23 protein-coding genes are annotated in these 19,914 nt (G+C 45.1%); all 23 read left to right on the forward strand.

Annotation, left to right across the window (positions count from 1 at the left end; genetic code table 11):
* Positions 1 to 238: 238 nt before the first annotated feature.
* The gene (locus DXC57_RS10560; protein ID WP_182457074.1) at positions 239 to 814 is read left to right on the forward strand and encodes a prepilin peptidase; all 576 of its coding nucleotides are present in this window, start codon (positions 239 to 241) and stop codon (positions 812 to 814) included.
* 35 nt (positions 815 to 849) lie between these two features.
* Positions 850 to 1,854, forward strand: a complete 1,005-nt coding sequence (locus DXC57_RS10565) for a hypothetical protein (RefSeq protein WP_022360412.1) — start codon at positions 850 to 852, stop codon at positions 1,852 to 1,854.
* Between the two features lie 120 nt (positions 1,855 to 1,974).
* On the forward strand, positions 1,975 to 3,183 hold the full coding sequence (locus DXC57_RS10570; RefSeq protein ID WP_333493402.1) for a CpaF family protein: 1,209 nt from the start codon (positions 1,975 to 1,977) through the stop codon (positions 3,181 to 3,183).
* Complete coding sequence (locus DXC57_RS10575) at positions 3,134 to 3,916, forward strand: type II secretion system F family protein (RefSeq protein ID WP_243022012.1); 783 nt, start codon at positions 3,134 to 3,136, stop codon at positions 3,914 to 3,916. Before DXC57_RS10570 ends, DXC57_RS10575 begins: the two co-directional genes overlap by 50 nt.
* Positions 3,917 to 3,922: 6 nt before the next feature.
* Complete coding sequence (locus DXC57_RS10580; RefSeq protein WP_118652525.1) at positions 3,923 to 5,146, forward strand: hypothetical protein; 1,224 nt, start codon at positions 3,923 to 3,925, stop codon at positions 5,144 to 5,146.
* A 607-nt stretch (positions 5,147 to 5,753) separates the two neighbouring features.
* A complete protein-coding gene (locus DXC57_RS10590; protein WP_055650592.1) occupies positions 5,754 to 6,788 on the forward strand; it encodes a hypothetical protein in 1,035 nt (344 codons plus the stop codon).
* Positions 6,789 to 6,806: 18 nt separating this feature from the next.
* Entirely contained in the window at positions 6,807 to 8,303 is a 1,497-nt protein-coding gene (locus DXC57_RS10595) for a hypothetical protein (RefSeq protein ID WP_182457289.1), read from the forward strand.
* A 243-nt stretch (positions 8,304 to 8,546) separates the two neighbouring features.
* Positions 8,547 to 9,110 carry a hypothetical protein gene (locus tag DXC57_RS10600; protein ID WP_243101460.1) on the forward strand — a complete coding sequence of 188 codons (564 nt, stop codon included), beginning with the start codon at positions 8,547 to 8,549 and terminating at the stop codon, positions 9,108 to 9,110.
* On the forward strand, positions 9,085 to 9,648 hold the full coding sequence (locus DXC57_RS10605; RefSeq protein ID WP_243101461.1) for a hypothetical protein: 564 nt from the start codon (positions 9,085 to 9,087) through the stop codon (positions 9,646 to 9,648). The genes DXC57_RS10600 and DXC57_RS10605 overlap by 26 nt, the downstream gene beginning before the upstream one ends.
* Before the next feature lie 137 nt (positions 9,649 to 9,785).
* Positions 9,786 to 10,778 carry a DUF5688 family protein gene (locus DXC57_RS10610; protein ID WP_118652527.1) on the forward strand — a complete coding sequence of 331 codons (993 nt, stop codon included), beginning with the start codon at positions 9,786 to 9,788 and terminating at the stop codon, positions 10,776 to 10,778.
* Between the two features lie 50 nt (positions 10,779 to 10,828).
* A complete protein-coding gene (locus DXC57_RS10615; protein ID WP_118652529.1) occupies positions 10,829 to 11,809 on the forward strand; it encodes a DNA adenine methylase in 981 nt (326 codons plus the stop codon).
* Positions 11,806 to 12,066 carry a hypothetical protein gene (locus DXC57_RS10620; RefSeq protein ID WP_118652531.1) on the forward strand — a complete coding sequence of 87 codons (261 nt, stop codon included), beginning with the start codon at positions 11,806 to 11,808 and terminating at the stop codon, positions 12,064 to 12,066. Before DXC57_RS10615 ends, DXC57_RS10620 begins: the two co-directional genes overlap by 4 nt.
* A complete protein-coding gene (locus tag DXC57_RS10625) occupies positions 12,063 to 12,341 on the forward strand; it encodes a hypothetical protein (protein WP_002593826.1) in 279 nt (92 codons plus the stop codon). The genes DXC57_RS10620 and DXC57_RS10625 overlap by 4 nt, the downstream gene beginning before the upstream one ends.
* A gap of 4 nt (positions 12,342 to 12,345) precedes the next feature.
* The gene (locus DXC57_RS10630; protein WP_118652533.1) at positions 12,346 to 12,906 is read left to right on the forward strand and encodes a hypothetical protein; all 561 of its coding nucleotides are present in this window, start codon (positions 12,346 to 12,348) and stop codon (positions 12,904 to 12,906) included.
* Positions 12,907 to 12,922: 16 nt separating this feature from the next.
* On the forward strand, positions 12,923 to 13,483 hold the full coding sequence (locus DXC57_RS10635; RefSeq protein WP_118652535.1) for a YodL domain-containing protein: 561 nt from the start codon (positions 12,923 to 12,925) through the stop codon (positions 13,481 to 13,483).
* A gap of 87 nt (positions 13,484 to 13,570) precedes the next feature.
* A complete protein-coding gene (locus DXC57_RS10640; protein ID WP_002593823.1) occupies positions 13,571 to 13,897 on the forward strand; it encodes a SpoVG family protein in 327 nt (108 codons plus the stop codon).
* A 90-nt stretch (positions 13,898 to 13,987) separates the two neighbouring features.
* Positions 13,988 to 14,185, forward strand: coding sequence for a DUF6133 family protein (locus DXC57_RS10645; RefSeq protein WP_333491461.1), 198 nt, complete (start codon positions 13,988 to 13,990; stop codon positions 14,183 to 14,185).
* 1 nt (position 14,186) lies between these two features.
* Complete coding sequence (locus tag DXC57_RS10650; protein WP_118652537.1) at positions 14,187 to 14,642, forward strand: A24 family peptidase; 456 nt, start codon at positions 14,187 to 14,189, stop codon at positions 14,640 to 14,642.
* Positions 14,643 to 14,791: 149 nt separating this feature from the next.
* On the forward strand, positions 14,792 to 15,652 hold the full coding sequence (gene cpaB / locus DXC57_RS10655; protein WP_118652539.1) for a Flp pilus assembly protein CpaB: 861 nt from the start codon (positions 14,792 to 14,794) through the stop codon (positions 15,650 to 15,652).
* Positions 15,653 to 15,655: 3 nt separating this feature from the next.
* On the forward strand, positions 15,656 to 16,468 hold the full coding sequence (locus DXC57_RS10660; RefSeq protein WP_118584655.1) for an AAA family ATPase: 813 nt from the start codon (positions 15,656 to 15,658) through the stop codon (positions 16,466 to 16,468).
* Between the two features lie 194 nt (positions 16,469 to 16,662).
* Positions 16,663 to 18,108 (forward strand): ATPase, T2SS/T4P/T4SS family, encoded by a 1,446-nt coding sequence (locus tag DXC57_RS10665; RefSeq protein WP_337367182.1) that lies wholly within the window; start codon positions 16,663 to 16,665, stop codon positions 18,106 to 18,108.
* Positions 18,105 to 19,034, forward strand: coding sequence for a hypothetical protein (locus tag DXC57_RS10670; protein WP_008400395.1), 930 nt, complete (start codon positions 18,105 to 18,107; stop codon positions 19,032 to 19,034). The genes DXC57_RS10665 and DXC57_RS10670 overlap by 4 nt, the downstream gene beginning before the upstream one ends.
* Before the next feature lie 2 nt (positions 19,035 to 19,036).
* On the forward strand, positions 19,037 to 19,909 hold the full coding sequence (locus tag DXC57_RS10675; RefSeq protein WP_118652543.1) for a secretion protein F: 873 nt from the start codon (positions 19,037 to 19,039) through the stop codon (positions 19,907 to 19,909).
* The last annotated feature ends 5 nt before the right edge of the window (positions 19,910 to 19,914 follow it).

Raw genomic sequence — 19,914 nt, forward strand, 5'->3', positions numbered from 1 at the left:
TCACGGGAATCCGGATTTCCCGTTGATCTATTATTAAGATTCTAAAAGTTAAGTTCAGAGAAATGTTCGATAATTTTTCAGGAATGTTTGAAGTGCATACAGGAAATGAATGGAAAAAGGTGGCGGTAAAAGCTGGCGCAGGATTGGCAGCTATCGTTTGCGGCAGGAGTTTTGAAAAGAGGACATACTGTGCAGAAATTGTTTGTTTCATGTATGCGAAAGAGAAGGAGGGGATGGATTGATCTTTTTGCTGCTGTTGTTTACTGGCGGCTGTGCGTTTTGGGATTTGAAAAAACGCCGTATTCCCAATGGGATGCTTCTGCTTGGCGGCCTGTTGTTTCTTTTGATTCGGTTTGGTCTGGGGATGAAGATGGGATATACGGCCGGATGGGGCGGGCGGCTGCCGGGATATGGGGCGGCGCTTATGATGGGGATTGGCGAGACTTGTGGATATTTGATTCGTGTCGGGAGTTTACTGATTGTCCTGTTCCCTCTGTATCTGTTTCGCATGATAGGTGCGGGGGACATCAAAATGGCAGCCGTCCTGTTTGGTGCCGCCGGGCTGCGGCAGGGCGGGCGGATTTTCCTGTGCGGGCTGGCAGCTGCCGGAATATGGTCACTTGTATTACTTATCCGGCGTGGGATTGCCAGGCAGCGGCTTACATATCTTGTGTTTTATTTGTACCGGTCCGCGCTTGGGGGAAGCGTCGAGCCGTACTATCTGGAAGCGCGGGATGGAAAAGAGGCATCTTTTTGTCTGGCACCGTGCCTGTTTTTGGGAGTGATTGGGGCGGAGCTGATTCGGTATCTGTAGGGGAAATGGCTTGTGATTAGGGAGGTGGCGGTGCGATGAAGCATATTCTGGCGGTGTATGATGTGGATCCGGTCTATGCGGCGCGGTTTGCAGAGGTAGTTAACCAGAAGGAAAAAATACCGTTTGAGGTGGTGGCGTTCAGCTCGATCGAGCGGCTGCGGGCATTTGCGGCAGAACATCCGGTAAAGCTTCTGTTGTTGGGCGAGCATGTTCCGGCGGAAGAAAAGGAGTCCATCCGGGCGGAAAAGGTTATTCTTTTATCGGATAATGGGGGAAAACCGGTCAGTCCGTCAGTTCCCTGTGTCTACAAATACCAGTCCAGCGATGCGATTGTGCGCGACGTGATGACCTGGTATGGGGAAAGCCCGGGGGAGCTGCCGGAGGTGTCCGGGCGGGGGCTGGCGAAGGTCTTGGGAGTGTATTCGCCGGTTGGACGGTGTTTAAAGACCTCGTTTGCCCTGACAATGGGAAAACTTCTGGCACAGGAGGAGCGGGTGCTGTATCTGAACCTGGAGGAATTTTCCGGTCTGTCGGTTTTGATGAAAGAAGAATATAAGAGTGATTTGTCGGATCTGTTGTATTTTTACAACGGTGGAAGCTATAATTCGCTTCGTTTGAGCAGCGTTGTCCACACGATGGGGGAGTTGGACTATATTCCGCCGGTGCGCTATCCGGAGGATCTGGATCAGGCGGGAGAGGAGGCGATCGCAGGGCTTATACGGGCAATTGCCGGGGAGAGTGCGTATGATACACTGGTAGTGGATATAGGAAGCGGGCGCAGGACGGCGCTTTCGGTAATGAAGCTGTGCCGGGTAATTTATATGCCGATCCGGGAAGATCCGGTGTCTTTGGCAAAGCTTAAGGAGCTGGAGCAGTATTTTTCACAGACAGGAAATGGCATGCTAAGGGAACGTATTAAACGCCTGAAGCTTCCGTATCACGGCAGTTTTGGACGGGGCGATTATATTGACCAGCTCTTATGGGGAGAACTGGGTGATTATGTACGGCAGCTGCTGCGGGGAAGCAGTGTGGGCGGATAATGTTCATTGTGGGTTAAATTAGAAGGGGCAAAGTCTTTTGACAGGGATAAATTGAGCGGGATTTTGCCAGTCATTCTAAAGAGTAAACGGTTGTGAGAGAAACAACTGGCAGGGGGAAGTATGCAGGAGCAGAAAATGGTTTTGAGGCAGCGTCTGATGGAGCAGATGGAGAGCCGTATGCAGGTGGAGGATGAGGAGCTGCGCGACCTGATCGACATGGCGATTCTGGAAGCGGCAGAAGGGGCGTATCTGCCGTTAAAAGAGCGGCTTTGTTTGAGAAAAGAGCTGTTTGATTCATTCAGACGGCTGGATATTTTGCAGGAGCTGGTCGATGATCCGACGATCACGGAGATCATGGTAAATGGCACGGAGCACATTTTTGTCGAGCGGCAGGGGCGTGTGGAAGAGTTAGAAAAGCACTTTGATTCGGTAGGGCAGCTAGAGGATCTGATTCAGCAGATTGTAAGCCGTGTCAACCGGACGGTCAATTTGGCATCCCCGATTGCGGATGCGAGACTGGAAGATGGTTCTCGTGTCCACGTGGTGCTGGCACCGGTGGCGTTAAATGGGCCGATTTTAACGATCCGGAAGTTCCCGGAACCGATCACGATGGAACGTCTGATTGAGTTAAAAAGTATCAGCCGGGAGGCAGCGGCATTTTTGCAGAAAGCGGTCGAGCGGGGACTCAATATTTTTATCAGCGGCGGAACCGGATCGGGAAAAACGACGATCTTAAACGCCATGTCCGGCTATATTCCACAGGAGGAACGCGTCATTACGATCGAGGATTCGGCAGAACTTCAAATCCGCCATGTAACGAATCTTGTCAGCCTGGAAACAAGGGTAGAAAACCGGGATGGTTCGCAGGAGATTTCCATGCGCGATCTGATCCGGGCGAGTCTCCGAATGCGTCCGGACCGCATCATCGTTGGGGAGGTCCGGGGCGGCGAGGCGCTGGAAATGCTGCAGGCGATGAATACGGGGCACGATGGCTCGCTCTCAACCGGACATGCCAACAGCGCAAAAGACATGCTCTCAAGACTGGAGACGATGGTTCTGATGGCGGCAGAGCTGCCGCTTGCGGCGGTCCGGAGCCAGATCGGTTCAGCACTCGATCTGATGGTCCATGTCGGGCGGATGCGGGACCGGAGCCGGAAGGTGCTGGAGATCACGGAGGTGATAGGCTATGAAAATGGGGAAATCCGCCTTTCTCCCATCTATCAGTTTCAGGAAAGCGGGGAGACTGCTTCCGGACAGGTGGAAGGAGCACTTGTCCAGGTTGGCAGATTTGAAGGGCGGCGCAGATTCGCGGGAGGAAGTGCTTTCTGATTACCGGGTTTACCACCTGACGGGGCAGGAGTGGATACGTTACCTTCTGGAGGGAACAGCGGTGTGCGCCGTGACGGCATATGTATTCTACCGTTCATTTCTGGCGTTCGTTCTGATGCTTCCGGCGGGGATGCTGCGGCCGTTTTTTAAGAGGCGGGAACTCTGCCGCCGGAGAAAAGAGGAGTTGCGGCTCCAGTTTAAGGAAGCGATTCAGATCGTGGCTTCGGCGCTGGCTGCAGGCTATTCAGTGGAAAATGCGTTTATTGCGAGCGTGCGCGATCTGGAAGAACAATACGGAAAAGAAGGGATGATTACCCGTGAGTTTTCATATCTGGCAAGCCAGCTTAAAATGAACCGGACCGTGGAGGCGCTGCTTTCTTCCTTTGCGAAGAGGAGCGGTCTGGATGAGGTGGAAAATTTCTCTGTTATTTTTACTGTATCCAAACGGAGCCGGGGCGAGCTGGCAAGCGTGGTTCACCATGTCGTTCACGTGATTTCGGATCGCATTCAGGTGCGGGAGGAAATTCTCACGATGACGGCAGAAAAGCAGTTTGAACAGAGAATTATGAACCTGATGCCGTACCTGATCGTGCTCTACGTGGATTTGTCATCGCCGGGCTTTTTCTCACAGATGTATGAGACAGCGGTGGGGCGGGTGGTGATGACCGGGTGTCTGGTGGTCTATCTGCTGGCATGGAGGGTATCGGGGAAAATTCTTCAGATTGAGGTGTGAAACAGCATGGGAAAAATGGGGAAAAAGCAGGTTTTATGCATTCTTTTGGGGATAATTCTGGCAGTTGCGGGATATCTGGTGGAAAAACGGGATGGGGCGCTGGAAGATGGGAACCGGCTGAACCGCTATGCATACGGAGAAGGGGAACGGCAGCAGGAAGTGTGGGTGCGCGGACTGTGCGAGAAGGAGATTCCGGTGGAGATTTCGCTCGGAGAGCGGGAATATGCGGAAGAGGATGCAAAAAAAGTATTGCTGGAGGCGGGAGGTAAACTGGCGGATTTAATTCGGGGAAACAATCTGTCCCTGCAGGAGGTAAGGGAAGATCTACATCTCGTCGGCTGGCTGGAAGAAGAGGGCATCCGGGTCCGCTGGACACCGGAGGATGCGGAATGGATTCAGACGGATGGGACAGTTTTAAATGAAGAATGCCCGGAGAAGGGGATTCAGACAGAACTGACCGCATCCCTGCAGGCGGGGGTATTCAGCCGGGAGTACCGGTTCCCGGTCACGCTATATCCGCCGCTTCGGACGAAGCAGCAGGAAAAAGAGGCAGGTTTTAAGCGGCTGTTAAAGCAGATGGATGAGGCGCAGAGAACGGAAGGGCAGCTGGTTCTGCCAAAGATGTATGAGGGGAAGAATTTATCTTACCGGGTGCGCGGAGACAGGGAATATCTGCTGTTTCCGGTGCTGGGGATTGCGGCGGCAATTCTGCTTCCTCTTTATGAAAAACAGAAGGAGAGTGAGGCGAAAAAGAAGAAAAAGCGGGAGCTGATGGAAGATTATCCGGAGATTGTGTCAAAGCTGACTGTATTTTCCGGGGCGGGGCTTCCGGTCCGCCGGGCATGGGAGCGGATTGTGCTGGAATACGAGGCGGCATGCCGGGCGGGAACACAGACGGAGCGGGCGGCATACCGGGAAATGGCAGCGGCATATCACCGGATGCAGCGCGGTGTCCCGGAACTGCAGGCATATGCGGAATTTGGTGCGGGCTGCCGCCTGAGACCGTACCGGAAGCTTTCCGGGCTTTTGGAGCAGAATGTCAGAAATGGGGCAGAAGGACTTCGAAAGGCGCTGGAGACAGAGATGGAGTCGGCATTTGAAGAAGAGAAAGCACTGGCAAGACGCCGGGGGGAAGAGGCATCCACAAAGCTGATGCTTCCATTGTTTTTGATGTTGATGATTATTATGTTGATGGTTTCAGTCCCGGCGTTTCTGGCGTTTGGGATCTGAAAATGGGGAGAAAGGAGAAAAAGTATATGGATAAAGCGTATCTGGTAAGAGAAGTAAAATCGTTTCTGATGGACGAGGATGGTGTGGGGGTCATTGAGTTAGTGCTGATTCTGGTGGAAATATTTACCCCATAGACTACAGTATACATTATGTGGATATTGTAGAAAAGTGGAAAATATATTACTGTATAGACAGGAGTGTGTATGATGTACAATGGAGATTGTGAGGTATACATAATTAGATATTTTAATGTATGGTTTTATTTATTTGCTAAAACAGAGACAGATAATTATAAGATTAAAATGCTAGGAGAACATATAAGTGCTGGTAATTCTATGAAAATGAAAGATATTCATTGGTGGTGTACCAGACATAGCATAAAGTACCAGATGGAATTTGAATACAGAAAAGAGTATCCAATTCGAGCTAATATATGGAATTTTTATTCATACTGTAGATTTAAGTTGGCAATGTCTTATCCCAATAGTGGAAGAATGGGCCCAAAATAAAACATGAAAGTGCAGATGGTATAAAAAAGGCAATTTTTTGTCCAAGTTGCTTCCAATATGTGGTATAATTGAAAAAAGTATTGGCAGGAGGGCTAAAGATGGAAATTGTTTTTCAAACAATAAGAATCATTGATTATGAGAATAATGTTGTTTATGTACGGGATACGCCAGAAACATTTTCTGACTATGTGAGAACATTGATTACTTATATAAATGATAATTCCTCTATTAGAGAATATCATACACGGTCAGCTAATACAGAAGTAATAAGCTGTATTTTAGATATAGTAAAAAATCAGATAGATGCCAATTTTGTAACGGATAAAATGGATTTTATAGCTAAAAGACTGTTATTAAAAGAGCAAGAAGCACAAACTTCCGTGGCACATATGAATACAAATGTACAAAAAGGTAGTTTAATACAAGCTCTTATGTACGATGAAGAGATGGATGAGCATATATATTTGCTGGCTAAGGTGGAACATACCGATTTTGTAGACGATGAAGATTTTAGCTTTAAATCCGGATTTTCAAAAGATAAAACTAAACTTTGGAAGTCCTGTACTTTTAGAATTGACGATCCCAATGCAACTAATTTTTCAGCAAAAGTATATTCTAATAATATTGCAAAGTATTGGTATGATAATTTTTTAGAATTAGATCAAGTTGTAAGTGACGAAGTAAATACAGATAAAGCATTTCGTGCAATAGATAGTACATTAAATAGAAATGTAAAAGGTATTGCACCAAGAGATCACACACTGCTTAGAAATACAATGATTACATATTTTAAGTCTAATGATTATATTGATTATGACACTATGATTCAAAGTACATTGGAAAACTATAAACCAACGGAATTGGAACAAGATAAAATGGAAAAAGTATTAGAAAAGATACGGGAATTACCAGAGAAATACAAATTTGATAAGCAGTTTAACACGGTACCATCAGTTATAAATGCCCGTATTAGAAAGGTTTATGATGTTTGCCACGGTGTACAGTTAAGAATAACGGATGCTATAGACGATTTTGATGAAACTATAAAAGCATATAGAGATAATGATGGAAATAGATATATACAAATAAAAACAGATAATGATTTGACATTTAGAAGATTTTCAAATAAATAAAACAAGAGGAGGGGGATTATGCTTACAGAGTTGATTCAGGCAGCAACAATAATAGATAGTGTCGTTTCAGAAAGAATGAAAGTATATGAAGCCTCCTTTAAATTTGAGGTTAAAAATGCTCCAGAGTATGGGTATTTTTTGGATATCATAAATTCCGTTTCACAAAGAGATAAAATAAAAATAGTTTTGCAAGATGAAACAGAACAGGTTTATGATTTTTCATTAGGTAATGAAGAGGATTATAAGGGGTTTATTAACGACACATTAGAAGATGAAATCATAAATGTTAAAGTAAAGATTGATAAGGAAGTGGTTAATAATCATTTTTCTATTTATGCATTTGATGAATTTGTTAAAGATATACTTTCTTTGTCTTTAGAAGAGGTTATGATTGCATTCTCTAATTTATTAAAACAGTCATCAAATTATTTAGTGTTTGACGTATATAGTCCCGTTGCAATGTTTGCAACTAAAACTATGTTTTTTGTACCCAATGGAAATGGTATGGTAAATACTGAATTTAACAGAAAAAGAAGAATGGAGGAGTGCAGGGAGGTTTCATACTTTTATAATTTTGACATTTTTGAGGTGCTGCCGGATGATTTTAAAATTACGATTGATTACGAAAACAACCCATTAAGAGAAGTATTTCAAAAAATTATGGTTTTATTATCTATCAGTTTTATTGCAACATCATCCGCAATAAGTAATAGTCAACTTAAAGGTATAATAAATGGTCAACGTACAATGGAATATTGTTGTAATATAAGTGAGCTACCAGATAACAAGATCTTGTACAGTATTTACAATTGGATTTATACAGATGGGAATCCAATTGATAAAGCAATCATTGTTAGAAACGTAATTAGTTTGCATTGTAAGTACGTTTCCATAACGGAAATCGATGAAAAAGTTATGGCTTCAATACAGTCTAATTATAACCTTTATTTAAAAGAAAATGTAAAGGCGTATTTAGAACTAAAGAATAAAGTTGCGGAATTTATAAGCGATACCGTTTCAAGAACAGGAGAATATGCGACTGGATTATTAGATAAATTTAAGTCAAATATCATTGCTATATTTGGATTTTTGTTTACTGTGATTTTGGCTAATATAGTGTCAAATCAGCCATTAGATAATCTTTTTACAAAAGAAATTACTATTATAGTAGAATGTGTTTTACTGGGATCTTTTGTATATTTAATAATATGTTACTGTCAATCACGTTATGAAATCAAAAAAGTATGGGACAGTTATGAACAACTTAAACTTAATTACAAAGACATATTAACAGATGAAGATTTATCAGAAATTTTTGGTAATGATGAAATGTTAGAAAAAATGAAAAGCTCAATTCGTAAATCCGAAAAAATATATTTAAGTCTATGGATTATATTTTTGCTCGGATCAATTATTGTAGTTGAGAGTTTAAGTGTTTGTCCAGTATATCCTAATATATTAAAAACTTTGGAGTATATATCAGAGTTGGCATTAAGATTTTCAATAAAAAAATAATTATTATATAAAATGGAGGCAAAATTAATGTTTTTTGCCTCCATTTTTTAAGAACTATTAAGTTAAAAGTAAAAGGCAATCATGCTTTATTTATCAAAGTGTGATTGTCTTTTTTGTGTTTAAAAACGGATGAAAATGTAAAGGAGGAAGAATACAATGATTCGATTTATGAGTGATACACGTTATGCTGGGCTGGAAAAGGAAATGCAGCATATACCAGGATTTTGTCCAAGAAGGAGCGGAATGGTTATCAGTCACCTTTCTGATTGTTTGGAGAATCAGAGAAGCCCATGTGAACGCCTTGTTACCGATTATGTCCCGTTTTATGAGCTTCTGGAGGTGTTGGCAGAGGAAGTGGCTGTCAGCACCTTTGTAAGCCGTGTGTGCCGTCTGACAGGGAGAGGAAACCCGCGATTTTTTGAAAATGGTCATAGAGAACGGTTTTTGGCTATGGGAGAGAAGTGTAGCAGAGCCATTGGAGAAGCAGCGACCTGTTCGGCAGTCTATCTTCTTTCCGCAGATCGATTTTTGTGTAGCAGAGCTTTAGCGGCAATTGACCAGGAGGAAATTCATTTTTCCAAAATCCATATCCATGGCGTTGATTTAGATGGCTATGTTTTGTTTCATATGGCAAGGGATCTATATCAGGGAAGTAGGCATGTCCGTTTATCAGAACTTACAGATCCAGAGCTGGTCAGTGATCGAATATTTGAATGGATTATGACGGCCTGTGTGATTCGTAGGCATGGAATCAGAGTTTTACGAGAGGAGGAAAGAAGGATTGACAGGAGCAGAATTGGACAGTAGCAGTGAAAAAACAACGGAGCGTTCTGTGCTTCGGCTTTTTAGCCCTTTGACAGCTATCATGTATGCAAAGGATGACTGGGGAGAGTTGGAGGAATGCAGTGAGGAGGTATTTCCATCTGAGTTGTGCAGCTATGAGACGGAAATTCTGGAACAGATTGCAAAGGAGTGCCTTCTGGAAGAAGGAGACAGAGGGCTGGCGGTCTACTTGGATATTCCAGAATTAGAAGAAAAGATTTATAGTATGAAGCCTACCGTGGAAGTCTGGCATGGGGAGTTATGGGGAGTTCTGGAAGTAGAAAGTCATAATCAGCTTTCTGAAAGAGAGATTGAAGCAGTAAAAGAGTACTGGGAAGGCCAGGAAAGTGATGGGTGGGGAGAGGGCTTTGAACAGCGGGGAATCAAAATTCCAGAAGGGGAACTGTATGTTAGCTTTTGGAACAGTGGAGATGAATTCTTTCTGACCACAGAGGAAGGATTGAAAGGAGAAGAGCAGGAACCCGACATTCAGAAAGGAGGGATTTTTTTTGAAGCATTATGATAGAGAATTTTATATCTTTCGATAGTTTAGTAACATGGAAGGAGAGCTGTATTTTTTGAATAGTATGAAGGAAGGTACTCGTCTGACTGTTTATAAGATGGAAAACGGTATGAATAAGGTGTAGAGGAGAATAGAAAATGACATATGAGGAGTTTTTACAGTTAACAGAAAAGAATTTAAAACGATTTTTTCCGGAATCTTTTCAGGAGAGAAAAGTGGAAATCAGAGAGGTTTTAAAAAATAACAACATCAAATTACAGGGAGTATATCTGTCAGGTAGCCCAAGCTACACATCCGTTCCACTTTTATATTTGGAATCCTATTATCAGGAGCTTGAGAACGGAAAGAAGCTTGAAGATGTGTGGCAGAACATCGCTCGGGATTATCAGAAGTGTCAGGAAACGGCAATAACCATAGATGGCATTTCCAGTAAAGAATGGGATTATGAAACCATAAAGAAGGGGTTGACCGTCTATGTCCGAAATGCACAGGAAAATGTTGATTTTCTTGCAGATTGTCCTCATGAAATACGTGAGGATCTGGCACTGGTTTATGGATTTCATGTGTTGGTGGACGGAGAAAAGGACGGAATTGCCATTATCAATTATGACAGGCTGAAGTGGCTGGGAGTCAGCGAGGAGCAATTAAAGCAGGATGCCTGGGAAAACATGAAGCAGAGCAATCCTCCTTGTTTTTTGGATTTACAGGATATTCTGGCAAAAATGTATTTTGACGAACCGGGAGATGTCAAGGCCGGTAGTTTGGAACATTTAGAGGATGTGGATCCCAATGCAATGATGTATGTTCTGACGAATTCAAATCAGGTCAATGGGGCGGTTTATATGTGTGATGAAGAAGTAATGTCTCTTATTGCAGAAAAGCTGGGATCAGATTTAATCGTGATTCCGTCATCGATTCATGAAACGATTATTCTAAAAGAAACAGAGAATATGAGCGTAAGAGAATTGAATGCGATGGTAGAGGCAGTAAATGCGGAAGCCGTGAATCCACAGGAAAGGCTGGGGAATTTTGTTTACCGATTTGATAGGGAGGCCCAAAGACTGGAAAAAGCAGTAGAACAGGCAGAGGAGCTGGATTTTGAACCTGGGATGTCACCGGTATTTGCGTAGGACTCAGTTATATGTTTCATGAGTATTGTGGATGTTAGGAGGGATGCAGAATCAACAGTTTTATTTCATGGGTTGGCGGAAAGAAAGCACTCCGCAGCCTGATTTACACGATGTTTCCTGCAAGTTATGACCGGTACATTGAGGTGTTTGGCGGAGGTGGTTGGGTACTATTTGGAAAACCACCAGATGACCGGTGTATGGAGATTTATAATGATTATAACTCTAACTTGGCAAATCTGTTTTATTGCGTCAAGAACCGCACGGGGGCATTCCTTAAGGAACTCGGATTTCTTCCGTTAAACAGCAGGGATGAATTTACAGTAATCCGTAATTTTATTGAAAAGCAGGAACCGGATACCCGATTTTTAATTGAGGAGCTGGAGCTGGCAGAGAAGCATCTGATGCCGCCGGATTATGAGGAAGTGAAAAAAATCCTGCTGGAAAATGCAGAGGTAACCGATGTAAAACGGGCGGCTGCATTTTTTAAACTAATTCGGTACAGCTATGGAAGTGGCTGCACGTCCTTTGGCTGCCGTCCGTTTGATGTGAGAAACTGCTTTGACACCATTTGGCAGGCATCCCGCAGGCTGGCAGATACCGTAATAGAAAATAAAGACTTTGAGGCATTGATTCGGCAGTATGACCGGGATAGTGCCTTTTTTTATTGCGATCCGCCCTATTATGAGACGGAAGGTCATTATGCAGTGGTATTCCGAAAAGAGGATCACAAACGGCTCCGAGACACTCTGACAGGGAGCAGGGGGAAGTGGATGGTCAGTTACAATGACTGCGATTTCATCCGGGAACTGTATGCAGGATATTTTATTACAGCTGTTACCCGCATCAATAACCTGGCCCAGAGGTATGAGGGCGGTTGTGAGTTTCCAGAGGTCATTATTACCAATTATGATCCTGGAGAGAGGGAGCGGTTAAAACCAAGACAGCTGGATCTATTTGGAATGTGGGGAGATGGAGAAACGGATCATTATGAGATCAGGGAAGAAATCTGTCCGGAAAGAGAGGTGCTATGAGAACAGAATACAAGAGAAAAACAATGGTGCAAAAAAAGGAAAACGGTGTCCTTTCTGTGCCTAGTGAACTGTTACTGACGGCTGGGATTCCGCTTGATTGTGATTTGATGATAGAAACAGTCCCCGGAGTGATTCTGATTGGTATTGAGGCTCCGGTACAGACGGTTTGCAAACCCTATCTGAAGGTGTTCGATGAGCTGGGGATTGAACCAAATGAAGTGGAGGCATTGATGGGAAAGGAGAAAAGGACCAGATGAGTAAACCGATGTATCGTTTAGTGGATGGAAAGGGACGTGTCCTGATTCCAAAATCTATGAGGGAAGCGGCAAAGCTGGAGTATGGGGATATTGTTTGTCTGGGAATGGCGGGTGGAAAAATTACAGTCCGGAAGGTAGAGGTTATCGAGGTGGGAGATCAGTCTCCAGAGGCAGTGGAGGCATATGTCCGTACTGCATTTCAGTTTATGCCGGACAGCCTCCGACTGGATCTGATTGGAGAACTGAGCAGACTGCTGCAGAAAAAGGAGGGGTAAGATTATGCAGGAATTAACAGAAAAGGATTGTATGCAGACAGAAAAGGAGGCATCTATCCAGAACCGGGTGGTGGTTCTTCCCTCAAAGGTATTACCAGAGCATTACACGGGGCAGCTTTTTTTCTGTACGAATATCCAGAAAACAGAAAATCCCAGACATTCCATTGCCCATCTGGTTTCCTTATCTACTGGGGAGGCATGGCACTGCTGGAACAGGGATGTGGTTGGTGTGCTGCGGCCAGAACTGTTGGGGGAAAAGGAACGGCTCCAGCTCTCCCAGATTCGTCCATTTGGGGCGCTGGATTTACATGGACATTCCCCAGAATATTCTGGATACAGTTTTCTGCCGGATGGACGCTATGCGTCAGGGGTATGGCTGGCAAATCCAGAGGAAGTATGGAGCTATGTAATGATGCAGAAGGACTACCAGTATCGGATTTTGATCTGCGACAGGGATGATTTTGCCGTACTGGAAATGTTAGAGGGAAGGATGATCTTTCCCGATGTGCAGAGTCTGGAACAGTTTCAACAGGCACAGAAGGACGGGGGGATGGAGATGATTTAGAAATGAGGGAAGGGAAATGAAGCAGATTCAGATTGAAAATGGAGTGATCCGGTATTATGGGAACCGGGTAGGTCGTGTGACGGAAGGATGTGCAGTAGTGGATCCCATGTTTCAGAATGAAGCATTAGAAAGCTTCCTGCGTAAGCAGAGGAATATCCAAAAAATTCAGTGGCAGGACGGGATCTACGACCGGTTGGCAAATAGTCAGGAAGATATGGAAGCGACAAAGGGGTTAAAAGATGTACGCATCTGGCAACTGAGAGGAGATGTGGATGTGCATATGAAGTTCCTTGCACTTTCCCAGATGGAGCAACAATATGGCTCCCCCAAGCCGGATTTTTATATCAAAGTCTATGAAGGGGCATCTGACACCAATGACCTGGAAGAACTCTATGATAAATTCCGGTATCATCCGCCGTCCGGTTATACAGGTCATGGGCTATCCATTAGTGATGTGCTGGAACTCTATGATGAAACAGGGAGTTCCTTTTTTTATGTGGATCGCTATGACTTTAAGAGAATTGATTTTACAGAGTCGCAACCGGCGGAGGAATTCATACACACCATGCAGTTTTAGCAGGCAGTTTTGGCTGTCTGCTTGACTGAAATAGATCCAGAAAGGAACGGTTTATGAGCAGAAAAAAACAAAGGAGGAAGAATCAGTATGCCAGATTTAGACGTTCGGATTACATCTATGTATCCACCAGGAGTACAGGGCGGGATCAGAGCCTATGCATCCGCCACAATCGCCGGGTGTTTTGCCGTCCGGGGAATCAAAATCGTCGAGGGAGGTAAGGATGGGCTTTTTATGTCTATGCCCAGCCGGAAAACACAGGATGGATACAAGGATATCTGTTTTCCTGTGACGGAGGAATTCCGCAACGAGCTGAAACAAGCGGTATTGGGAGCGTATGGAGAGGCACTGTCCATGGCACAGGCATCTACCTTACAGACAGCACCCCCTCAAAATCCAGGGCAGAACATGGTCTGATTTAAGGGGTACAGAGAACAAAAACAGAAAATCAATGGAGGAGATCAAATGAAGAATATTAAAAGACAGCTGGTAAATTATCGAAATGCAATGGTTATGCATATGTGGAATGTAAAAAACAAGCTTCAGGATACGTCTGGTGAGGGATATGTGGACACAGCCATTAAGATCCTGATCGCAGTTGTGCTGGGAGCACTGCTTCTGGCAGGTCTTTATGCACTGTTTAATGATACCGTACTTCCTACACTGGTACGCAGGGTGCAGGAAATGTTTGACTATAGCGGTTGATATGGAAATCAGGATATCGCTGCTTCAGGCAGTACAGGCAGTGCTTTTTTTCTCGCTGCTTATTGCGGTTTCTGCCTGGGATCTTCGGTACCGGATTATTCCGGACCGATTCCAGGCAGGGATTGCCCTGCTTTCCTTTCTGAACTTTGCACCCAGACAGCTGTTTGGAGCTTTAGGGGCAGTGCCATACCTCATAGTTGCATTATTTTGCAAGAGGGAAGGTGGAATTGGCGGCGGTGATATCAAGCTGGCAGGAGCAACCGGCTTGGTACTGGGACTTCCTGCAAGTCTGACTGCTTCCTGTTTAGGACTGACAGGATTTGTGATGTATGGTTGTATGGTCTGCCTGTGGAATCGGTTCAAGGGAAAACGAGATAAAGAAGCATTTCCTGTGGGACCGTTTCTGGCAGGAGGAGCGGCAGCCGTTTATTGTATGAGATTAGGATGGATGATATGAAGAAGAAATTATGGATCATGGTTTGTGTTGCAGTGCCGCTTACAATGATTGCGGCCATCATATACCACAACAGAAAATAGGTAGACAGCAGTCAGTGGAACACTGGTTAAAAAGGAACCAAAATAAGGAAAAGAGTTGGAGGAGATGAAATGCGATTTTTGAAAAACAGGACTGTACTTGGTGTGCTTTGCATCGTGCTGTCTTTGATCATCTGCTTTGCAGTTACACCATTGTTTAATAAGGCTATGAGTGAAAAGACGGAAATTGTCCGTGTAGTAAAACCAATTTCAGTGGGAGAAGAAATTACTTCTGACATGGTAAAGACCATAGAGGTTGGCAGTTATAACCTGCCGGATGATGTAGTAAAGCATTCGGATACTGTAGTTGGGGAATTTGCATCTGCAGATTTGGCGCCAGGAGATTACATCCTGACATCCAAGATTGCAGAAGAGCCGGCGGCAGAAAATGCCTATCTCTATCATCTGACAGGAGAAAAGCAGGCAATCTCTGTTACGGTTAAGGCATTTGCCAATGGATTGTCCGGAAAGCTAAAGAGCGGCGATATTGTGTCAGTCATAGCTCCAGATTATAGAAAGCAGGGAAAAACAGTAATTCCTGCGGAACTTCAGTATGTGGAGGTCATTGCTGTGACTGCAAACAGTGGATATGACGCAAATACGGGAGAAGAACTGGAAGATGGAGCGGATCGTGAGCTGCCTGGAACCGTTACCTTGCTGGTAACACCAGAGCAGTCAATGGTTTTGGCAGAACTGGAGGCAGATGGAAAACTGCATTTATCTCTGGTGTATCGCGGGGATGAAAAGAGTGCAGGGCAGTTTTTGGAAGCGCAAAACCAGATATTAACGGAACTGTATCCTCCAGAAGATATGGAAGGAGAAGCGGAAGAAAACGAGGCACTGGATCATTCTGATAAGGAGCCAGAGGAAACCAAAGCAGAGGAGCAGGAGGAAACCAGACAGGGCGAAACAGAGGAAAGCGGGGTGGAGTAAGCCTTGAATTTTCTAAAAAACAGTATTTTCAGCAGGGGAGCCGGGGACAGCTCTCCTGACTGGGAACCGGAAAATGAGAATCAAATGCTGGCAGTCTGGGGAAGTCCTGGATCTGGTAAAACCACGACAGCAGTGAAGCTGGCGGCGCGTCTTGCCATGCAGAAGAAGGATGTAGCTCTCCTTCTGTGTGATATGAATACACCGATGCTTCCCTGTATCTGTCCTCCTGGAGACCTGGAAGAGGAGCATTCTCTGGGGAGTGTTCTGGCAGCAACCCATGTGTCGGAATCGTTGGTACGCCATAACTGTATTACTCATAAAAAAATACGCCATCTAACAATCCTTGGAATGAGGAAGGGGGAAAATGAATACACATACCCACCTTACGAGCGGACACAGGCAGAGGAATTACTGCAGTGTTTGAGAAAGATCGCTCCTTATATCATCGTTGATTGTGGAAGCTGTATTGCCAATGACATTCTTTCGGCCATTGCCTTGATGGAGGCAGATGCAGTGCTGCGGCTGGTAAACTGTGATCTGAAATCCATCAGTTATCTTTCCAGCCAGCTTCCGCTTCTTAAGGACAGTCAGTGGGATGCAGAAAAGCAGTATAAAGTGGCGAGCAATGTATATCCCAATGAGGCCAGCGAACACATTGAACGGGTGCTCGGCAATGTGGCATTCCAGATCCCTCATTCCGAGGAAGTAAAGGCTCAGGTTCTGGAAGGGAACCTTCTGAAAGAACTGGTACTAAAGGACAGTAAAGGGTTTAGAAAAACCATGGAAGCAATCACAAAGGAGGTGTTCGGATGTTAGGGGAAAGACGCAGCAAAGCCGCGTTTTCTGCGGGTTTTCCCGAAGCTGTTCGGGAAGAAACACGACAGGATTCTGGACATCTTCCGGAGGAGATCATGGAAACGGAGGCTTCTTTGGATGGCTTGGATGGAGGGGAGGAGACAGAAGAAAACTTCCAAAATGATAGCCTGTCGGAACAGACTTGTGAAGGACAGATGCATGGAAAGGAGGATATCTGGTCAGAAGAGGAGGACATAGAGGATCCTCTGCGCACTCAAAAAACGGGAGGTCGTTCTCTCCGTACCCATGACCTGTTTTTTGCATCGGAGGATGAAGGGCGTGACTTTCAGTCCGTGCTGCAGGAGATACAGGCGTATCTTTCCAAAGAATATAGTAATCTGGTAACCGGAGATGGAAACGAAGAAATAAAAGCACAGATCCGCCGATTTGCCGGGAAGTATATTCAGGATAACCGTATACAAGTACCGGGAAAAACCACGGATGAGCTGATTGATGCGATTTATTCAGAAATGGCAGAGTTCGGTTTTCTCACAAAGTACATCTACGGGGAAGGAATCGAGGAGATCGATGTAAATGCCTGGGATGATGTGGAGGTCCAGTATTCTGGTGGAGTGACAGAAAAATTGAAAGAGCATTTTGAAAGCCCCGAACATGCCATCAATGTCATTCGGCGTATGTTGCATGTGTCTGGAATGGTGCTGGATGATGCGAGTCCAAGCGTTCTGGGACATTTAAGTAAAAATATCCGTATTGCTGTACTGAAGACACCTCTTGTTGATGAGGATGTCGGGGTGGCAGCTTCGATCCGAATTGTGAATCCCCAGAGCATGAAGAAACAGGACTTTATAAAGGGAGGAACGGCAACCAGTCAGATGCTGGATTTTTTATCGGAGTGCATCCGGTATGGAATCTCTGTGTGTGTGGCGGGAGCCACAAGCTCCGGAAAAACCACACTGTTAGGCTGGCTTCTGACCACAATTCCGGACGGTAAGCGTATTTACAGTATTGAGAATGGTTCAAGGGAGCTGGCGTTGGTACGCAGAAAGGATGGGAGGGTAGTCAATTCCGTGATTCATACCTTGACCCGTGACAGCGAGAATGAGAGGCAGAGAGTAGATCAGATTGCACTTCTTGATATGGCGCTACGCTTTAATCCGGATATTATTGTGGTAGGAGAAATGCGTGGACCAGAAGCGAATGCGGCACAGGAGGCAGCCAGAACCGGTGTTGCGGTTGTGACAACCATCCATTCCATGAGCTGTGAGGCAACCTACCGCCGCATGGTTTCCCTGTGTAAACGTGCTGTGGATATGAGCGATGAGACTTTGATGGGATTTGTAACGGAAGCCTATCCGATCATCGCATTTTGCAAACAGCTGGAAAACAAGGAACGCCGTTTAATGGAAATCATGGAGTGTGAGATTCTGGCAGATGGAACCAGACGATACCGTCCGCTGTTTCAATATCAGATTACGGAAAACAGAGTGGAGGATGGAAAGTTTGTAATTGTGGGGCATCATAGACAAATCAACCCAATTTCGGACAGTCTGGCAAGACGGCTGATGGAGAATGGAATGCCGCAGGAAACGCTGGCAGGACTTTTGAATGTAAAAAAGGATAGAGAGGGGGAGAACGGATGACGGCGATTCAGCTATTGGCGTGTGCAGGAATGATCGTGGGTGTATTTTTACTGCTGGAAATGAAGCCAGTGGAGTTTACGGACAGCCTGTTTGGATTTTTATTGAATCCCAAACGAAGTCTGCGGGAAGACATCAGGGAATCATCAGGAAGAAAAAAATCAGGGATTTTGCGCAGGGAACTGAAGGAAGCACAGAACATTCTTCAAATGACGGGCAGGGGGAACCGGTTTTCCTTCATCTGCGCAGTTGCTCTGGCACTGTTTTGCGCTGGGGGATCCATTGCCATTTTGTTAGGGAATTTTTTCCTGGCTCCGGTGATGGCAGTGGGTTTTTTATTTCTGCCATTCTGGTATGTGAAACTGACTGCCAATCATTATAAAAGGGATGTGTCTGCAGAACTGGAAACGGCGCTTTCGGTCATTACCACAGCATATCTGAGGACAGAAGATATTGTGACGGCGGTGGAGGAGAATACAGCATATTTAAATCCTCCAGTGTCCAGAGTATTTCAGGATTTTCTCATCCAGATTAAAATGGTAAATCCGGATGTTCAGGCCGCCCTTCGGATTTTGCGGGGAAGGATTGATAATGAGGTGTTTCGGGAGTGGTGCGATGCGGTCAGTGACTGCCAGCATGACCGGAGCTTAAAGACTACACTGCCGCCCATCGTATCAAAGCTGTCGGATATGCGGAACGTGAACGCAGAACTGGAATACATGATCGCAGAACCAAGAAAAGAGTTTATGATCATGGTTGTGTTTGTAGTAGGCAATATTCCTCTTATGTATCTGCTGAATCAGGATTGGTATGATGTACTGATGCATACGGTACTGGGACAGTGTATTCTGGCTGCTACTGCAGCGGCTATTTTTATATCCGCTGGCTTTGTAGTGAAATTAACCCGTCCCATTGAATACAGGAGGTAGCTATGGAAGGCTTGTTATTTTTATTCGGGCTGTTTTTAGCTCTGGGACTTTTCTTTTTAACTGCGTCTGTTCTAAAGTTACCTACCATGGGTGCGGCGAAGGCCATGCTGGGTACGGTAAAACAGGAGCGGAAAGCGGCAAAGACATTGGAAACTTATTTTATGATCCTGGCAGTGCGACTGTCTGGTTTCATCCGGATGGATGCATATAAGAGAAGCAGGATGCAGAATGTGTTAAAAGCCAGTGGAATGAATATGACCCCGGAAGTGTATCAGGCGTATGCTCTGGTAAAATCAGGCGCAGTTCTTTTGGGAGCGATTCCCTGCATATTCCTTTTTCCACTTCTAGTTCCTGTCATGGTTGTGCTGGCCTTACTTCTTTACTTTAAGGAAAATCAGAAAGCGGATGAAACCTTAAAGGCAAAGCGGGAAGAGATAGAGGGGGAGCTTCCGAGAATGGTGGCGACTATGGAACAGGAACTGAAAGCAAGCCGTAATGTGATCGGTATGTTGGAGCGGTTCAAGGGGAATGCGGGACCAGCGCTGACTGGAGAGTTAGATATTCTTCTGGCGGATATGCGTTCCTCCAATTATGAAGCGGCGCTCACACGATTCGAGGCAAGACTGAACTCGCCCATGCTGTCCGATGTGGTACGTGGCTTGATTGGTGTCCTTCGAGGGGATGACAGCACAGTGTATTTTCAGATGCTGGCTCATGATTTTAAGCAGATCGAACTGCAGAGATTAAAAGCACAGGCACAGAAAATCCCTCCTAAGATCCGTGTTTTTTCCTTTGTCATGCTGGTATGTTTTCTGCTGACTTACCTGGCGATTATCTGCTATGTGGCATTGGAGAGCCTCGGAGGAATGTTTTAGACAGG

The organism is Clostridium sp. TF06-15AC, assembly GCF_003481165.1.
Classification (GTDB): Bacteria; Bacillota; Clostridia; order Lachnospirales; family Lachnospiraceae; genus Otoolea; species Otoolea fessa.

Bases quoted from the DNA above. Each gene is read 5' to 3' on its own strand.
- DXC57_RS10565 (WP_022360412.1), top strand. From the start codon at position 850: ATGAAGCATATTCTGGCGGTGTATGATGTGGATCCGGTCTATGCGGCG.
- DXC57_RS10570 (WP_333493402.1), top strand. From the start codon at position 1,975: ATGCAGGAGCAGAAAATGGTTTTGAGGCAGCGTCTGATGGAGCAGATG.
- DXC57_RS10580 (WP_118652525.1), top strand. From the start codon at position 3,923: ATGGGAAAAATGGGGAAAAAGCAGGTTTTATGCATTCTTTTGGGGATA.
- DXC57_RS10590 (WP_055650592.1), top strand. From the start codon at position 5,754: ATGGAAATTGTTTTTCAAACAATAAGAATCATTGATTATGAGAATAAT.
- DXC57_RS10595 (WP_182457289.1), top strand. From the start codon at position 6,807: ATGCTTACAGAGTTGATTCAGGCAGCAACAATAATAGATAGTGTCGTT.
- DXC57_RS10600 (WP_243101460.1), top strand. From the start codon at position 8,547: ATGGTTATCAGTCACCTTTCTGATTGTTTGGAGAATCAGAGAAGCCCA.
- DXC57_RS10610 (WP_118652527.1), top strand. From the start codon at position 9,786: ATGACATATGAGGAGTTTTTACAGTTAACAGAAAAGAATTTAAAACGA.
- DXC57_RS10620 (WP_118652531.1), top strand. From the start codon at position 11,806: ATGAGAACAGAATACAAGAGAAAAACAATGGTGCAAAAAAAGGAAAAC.
- DXC57_RS10625 (WP_002593826.1), top strand. From the start codon at position 12,063: ATGAGTAAACCGATGTATCGTTTAGTGGATGGAAAGGGACGTGTCCTG.
- DXC57_RS10630 (WP_118652533.1), top strand. From the start codon at position 12,346: ATGCAGGAATTAACAGAAAAGGATTGTATGCAGACAGAAAAGGAGGCA.
- DXC57_RS10635 (WP_118652535.1), top strand. From the start codon at position 12,923: ATGAAGCAGATTCAGATTGAAAATGGAGTGATCCGGTATTATGGGAAC.
- DXC57_RS10640 (WP_002593823.1), top strand. From the start codon at position 13,571: ATGCCAGATTTAGACGTTCGGATTACATCTATGTATCCACCAGGAGTA.
- DXC57_RS10645 (WP_333491461.1), top strand. From the start codon at position 13,988: ATGGTTATGCATATGTGGAATGTAAAAAACAAGCTTCAGGATACGTCT.
- DXC57_RS10650 (WP_118652537.1), top strand. From the start codon at position 14,187: ATGGAAATCAGGATATCGCTGCTTCAGGCAGTACAGGCAGTGCTTTTT.
- cpaB (WP_118652539.1), top strand. From the start codon at position 14,792: ATGCGATTTTTGAAAAACAGGACTGTACTTGGTGTGCTTTGCATCGTG.
- DXC57_RS10665 (WP_337367182.1), top strand. From the start codon at position 16,663: ATGCATGGAAAGGAGGATATCTGGTCAGAAGAGGAGGACATAGAGGAT.
- DXC57_RS10670 (WP_008400395.1), top strand. From the start codon at position 18,105: ATGACGGCGATTCAGCTATTGGCGTGTGCAGGAATGATCGTGGGTGTA.
- DXC57_RS10675 (WP_118652543.1), top strand. From the start codon at position 19,037: ATGGAAGGCTTGTTATTTTTATTCGGGCTGTTTTTAGCTCTGGGACTT.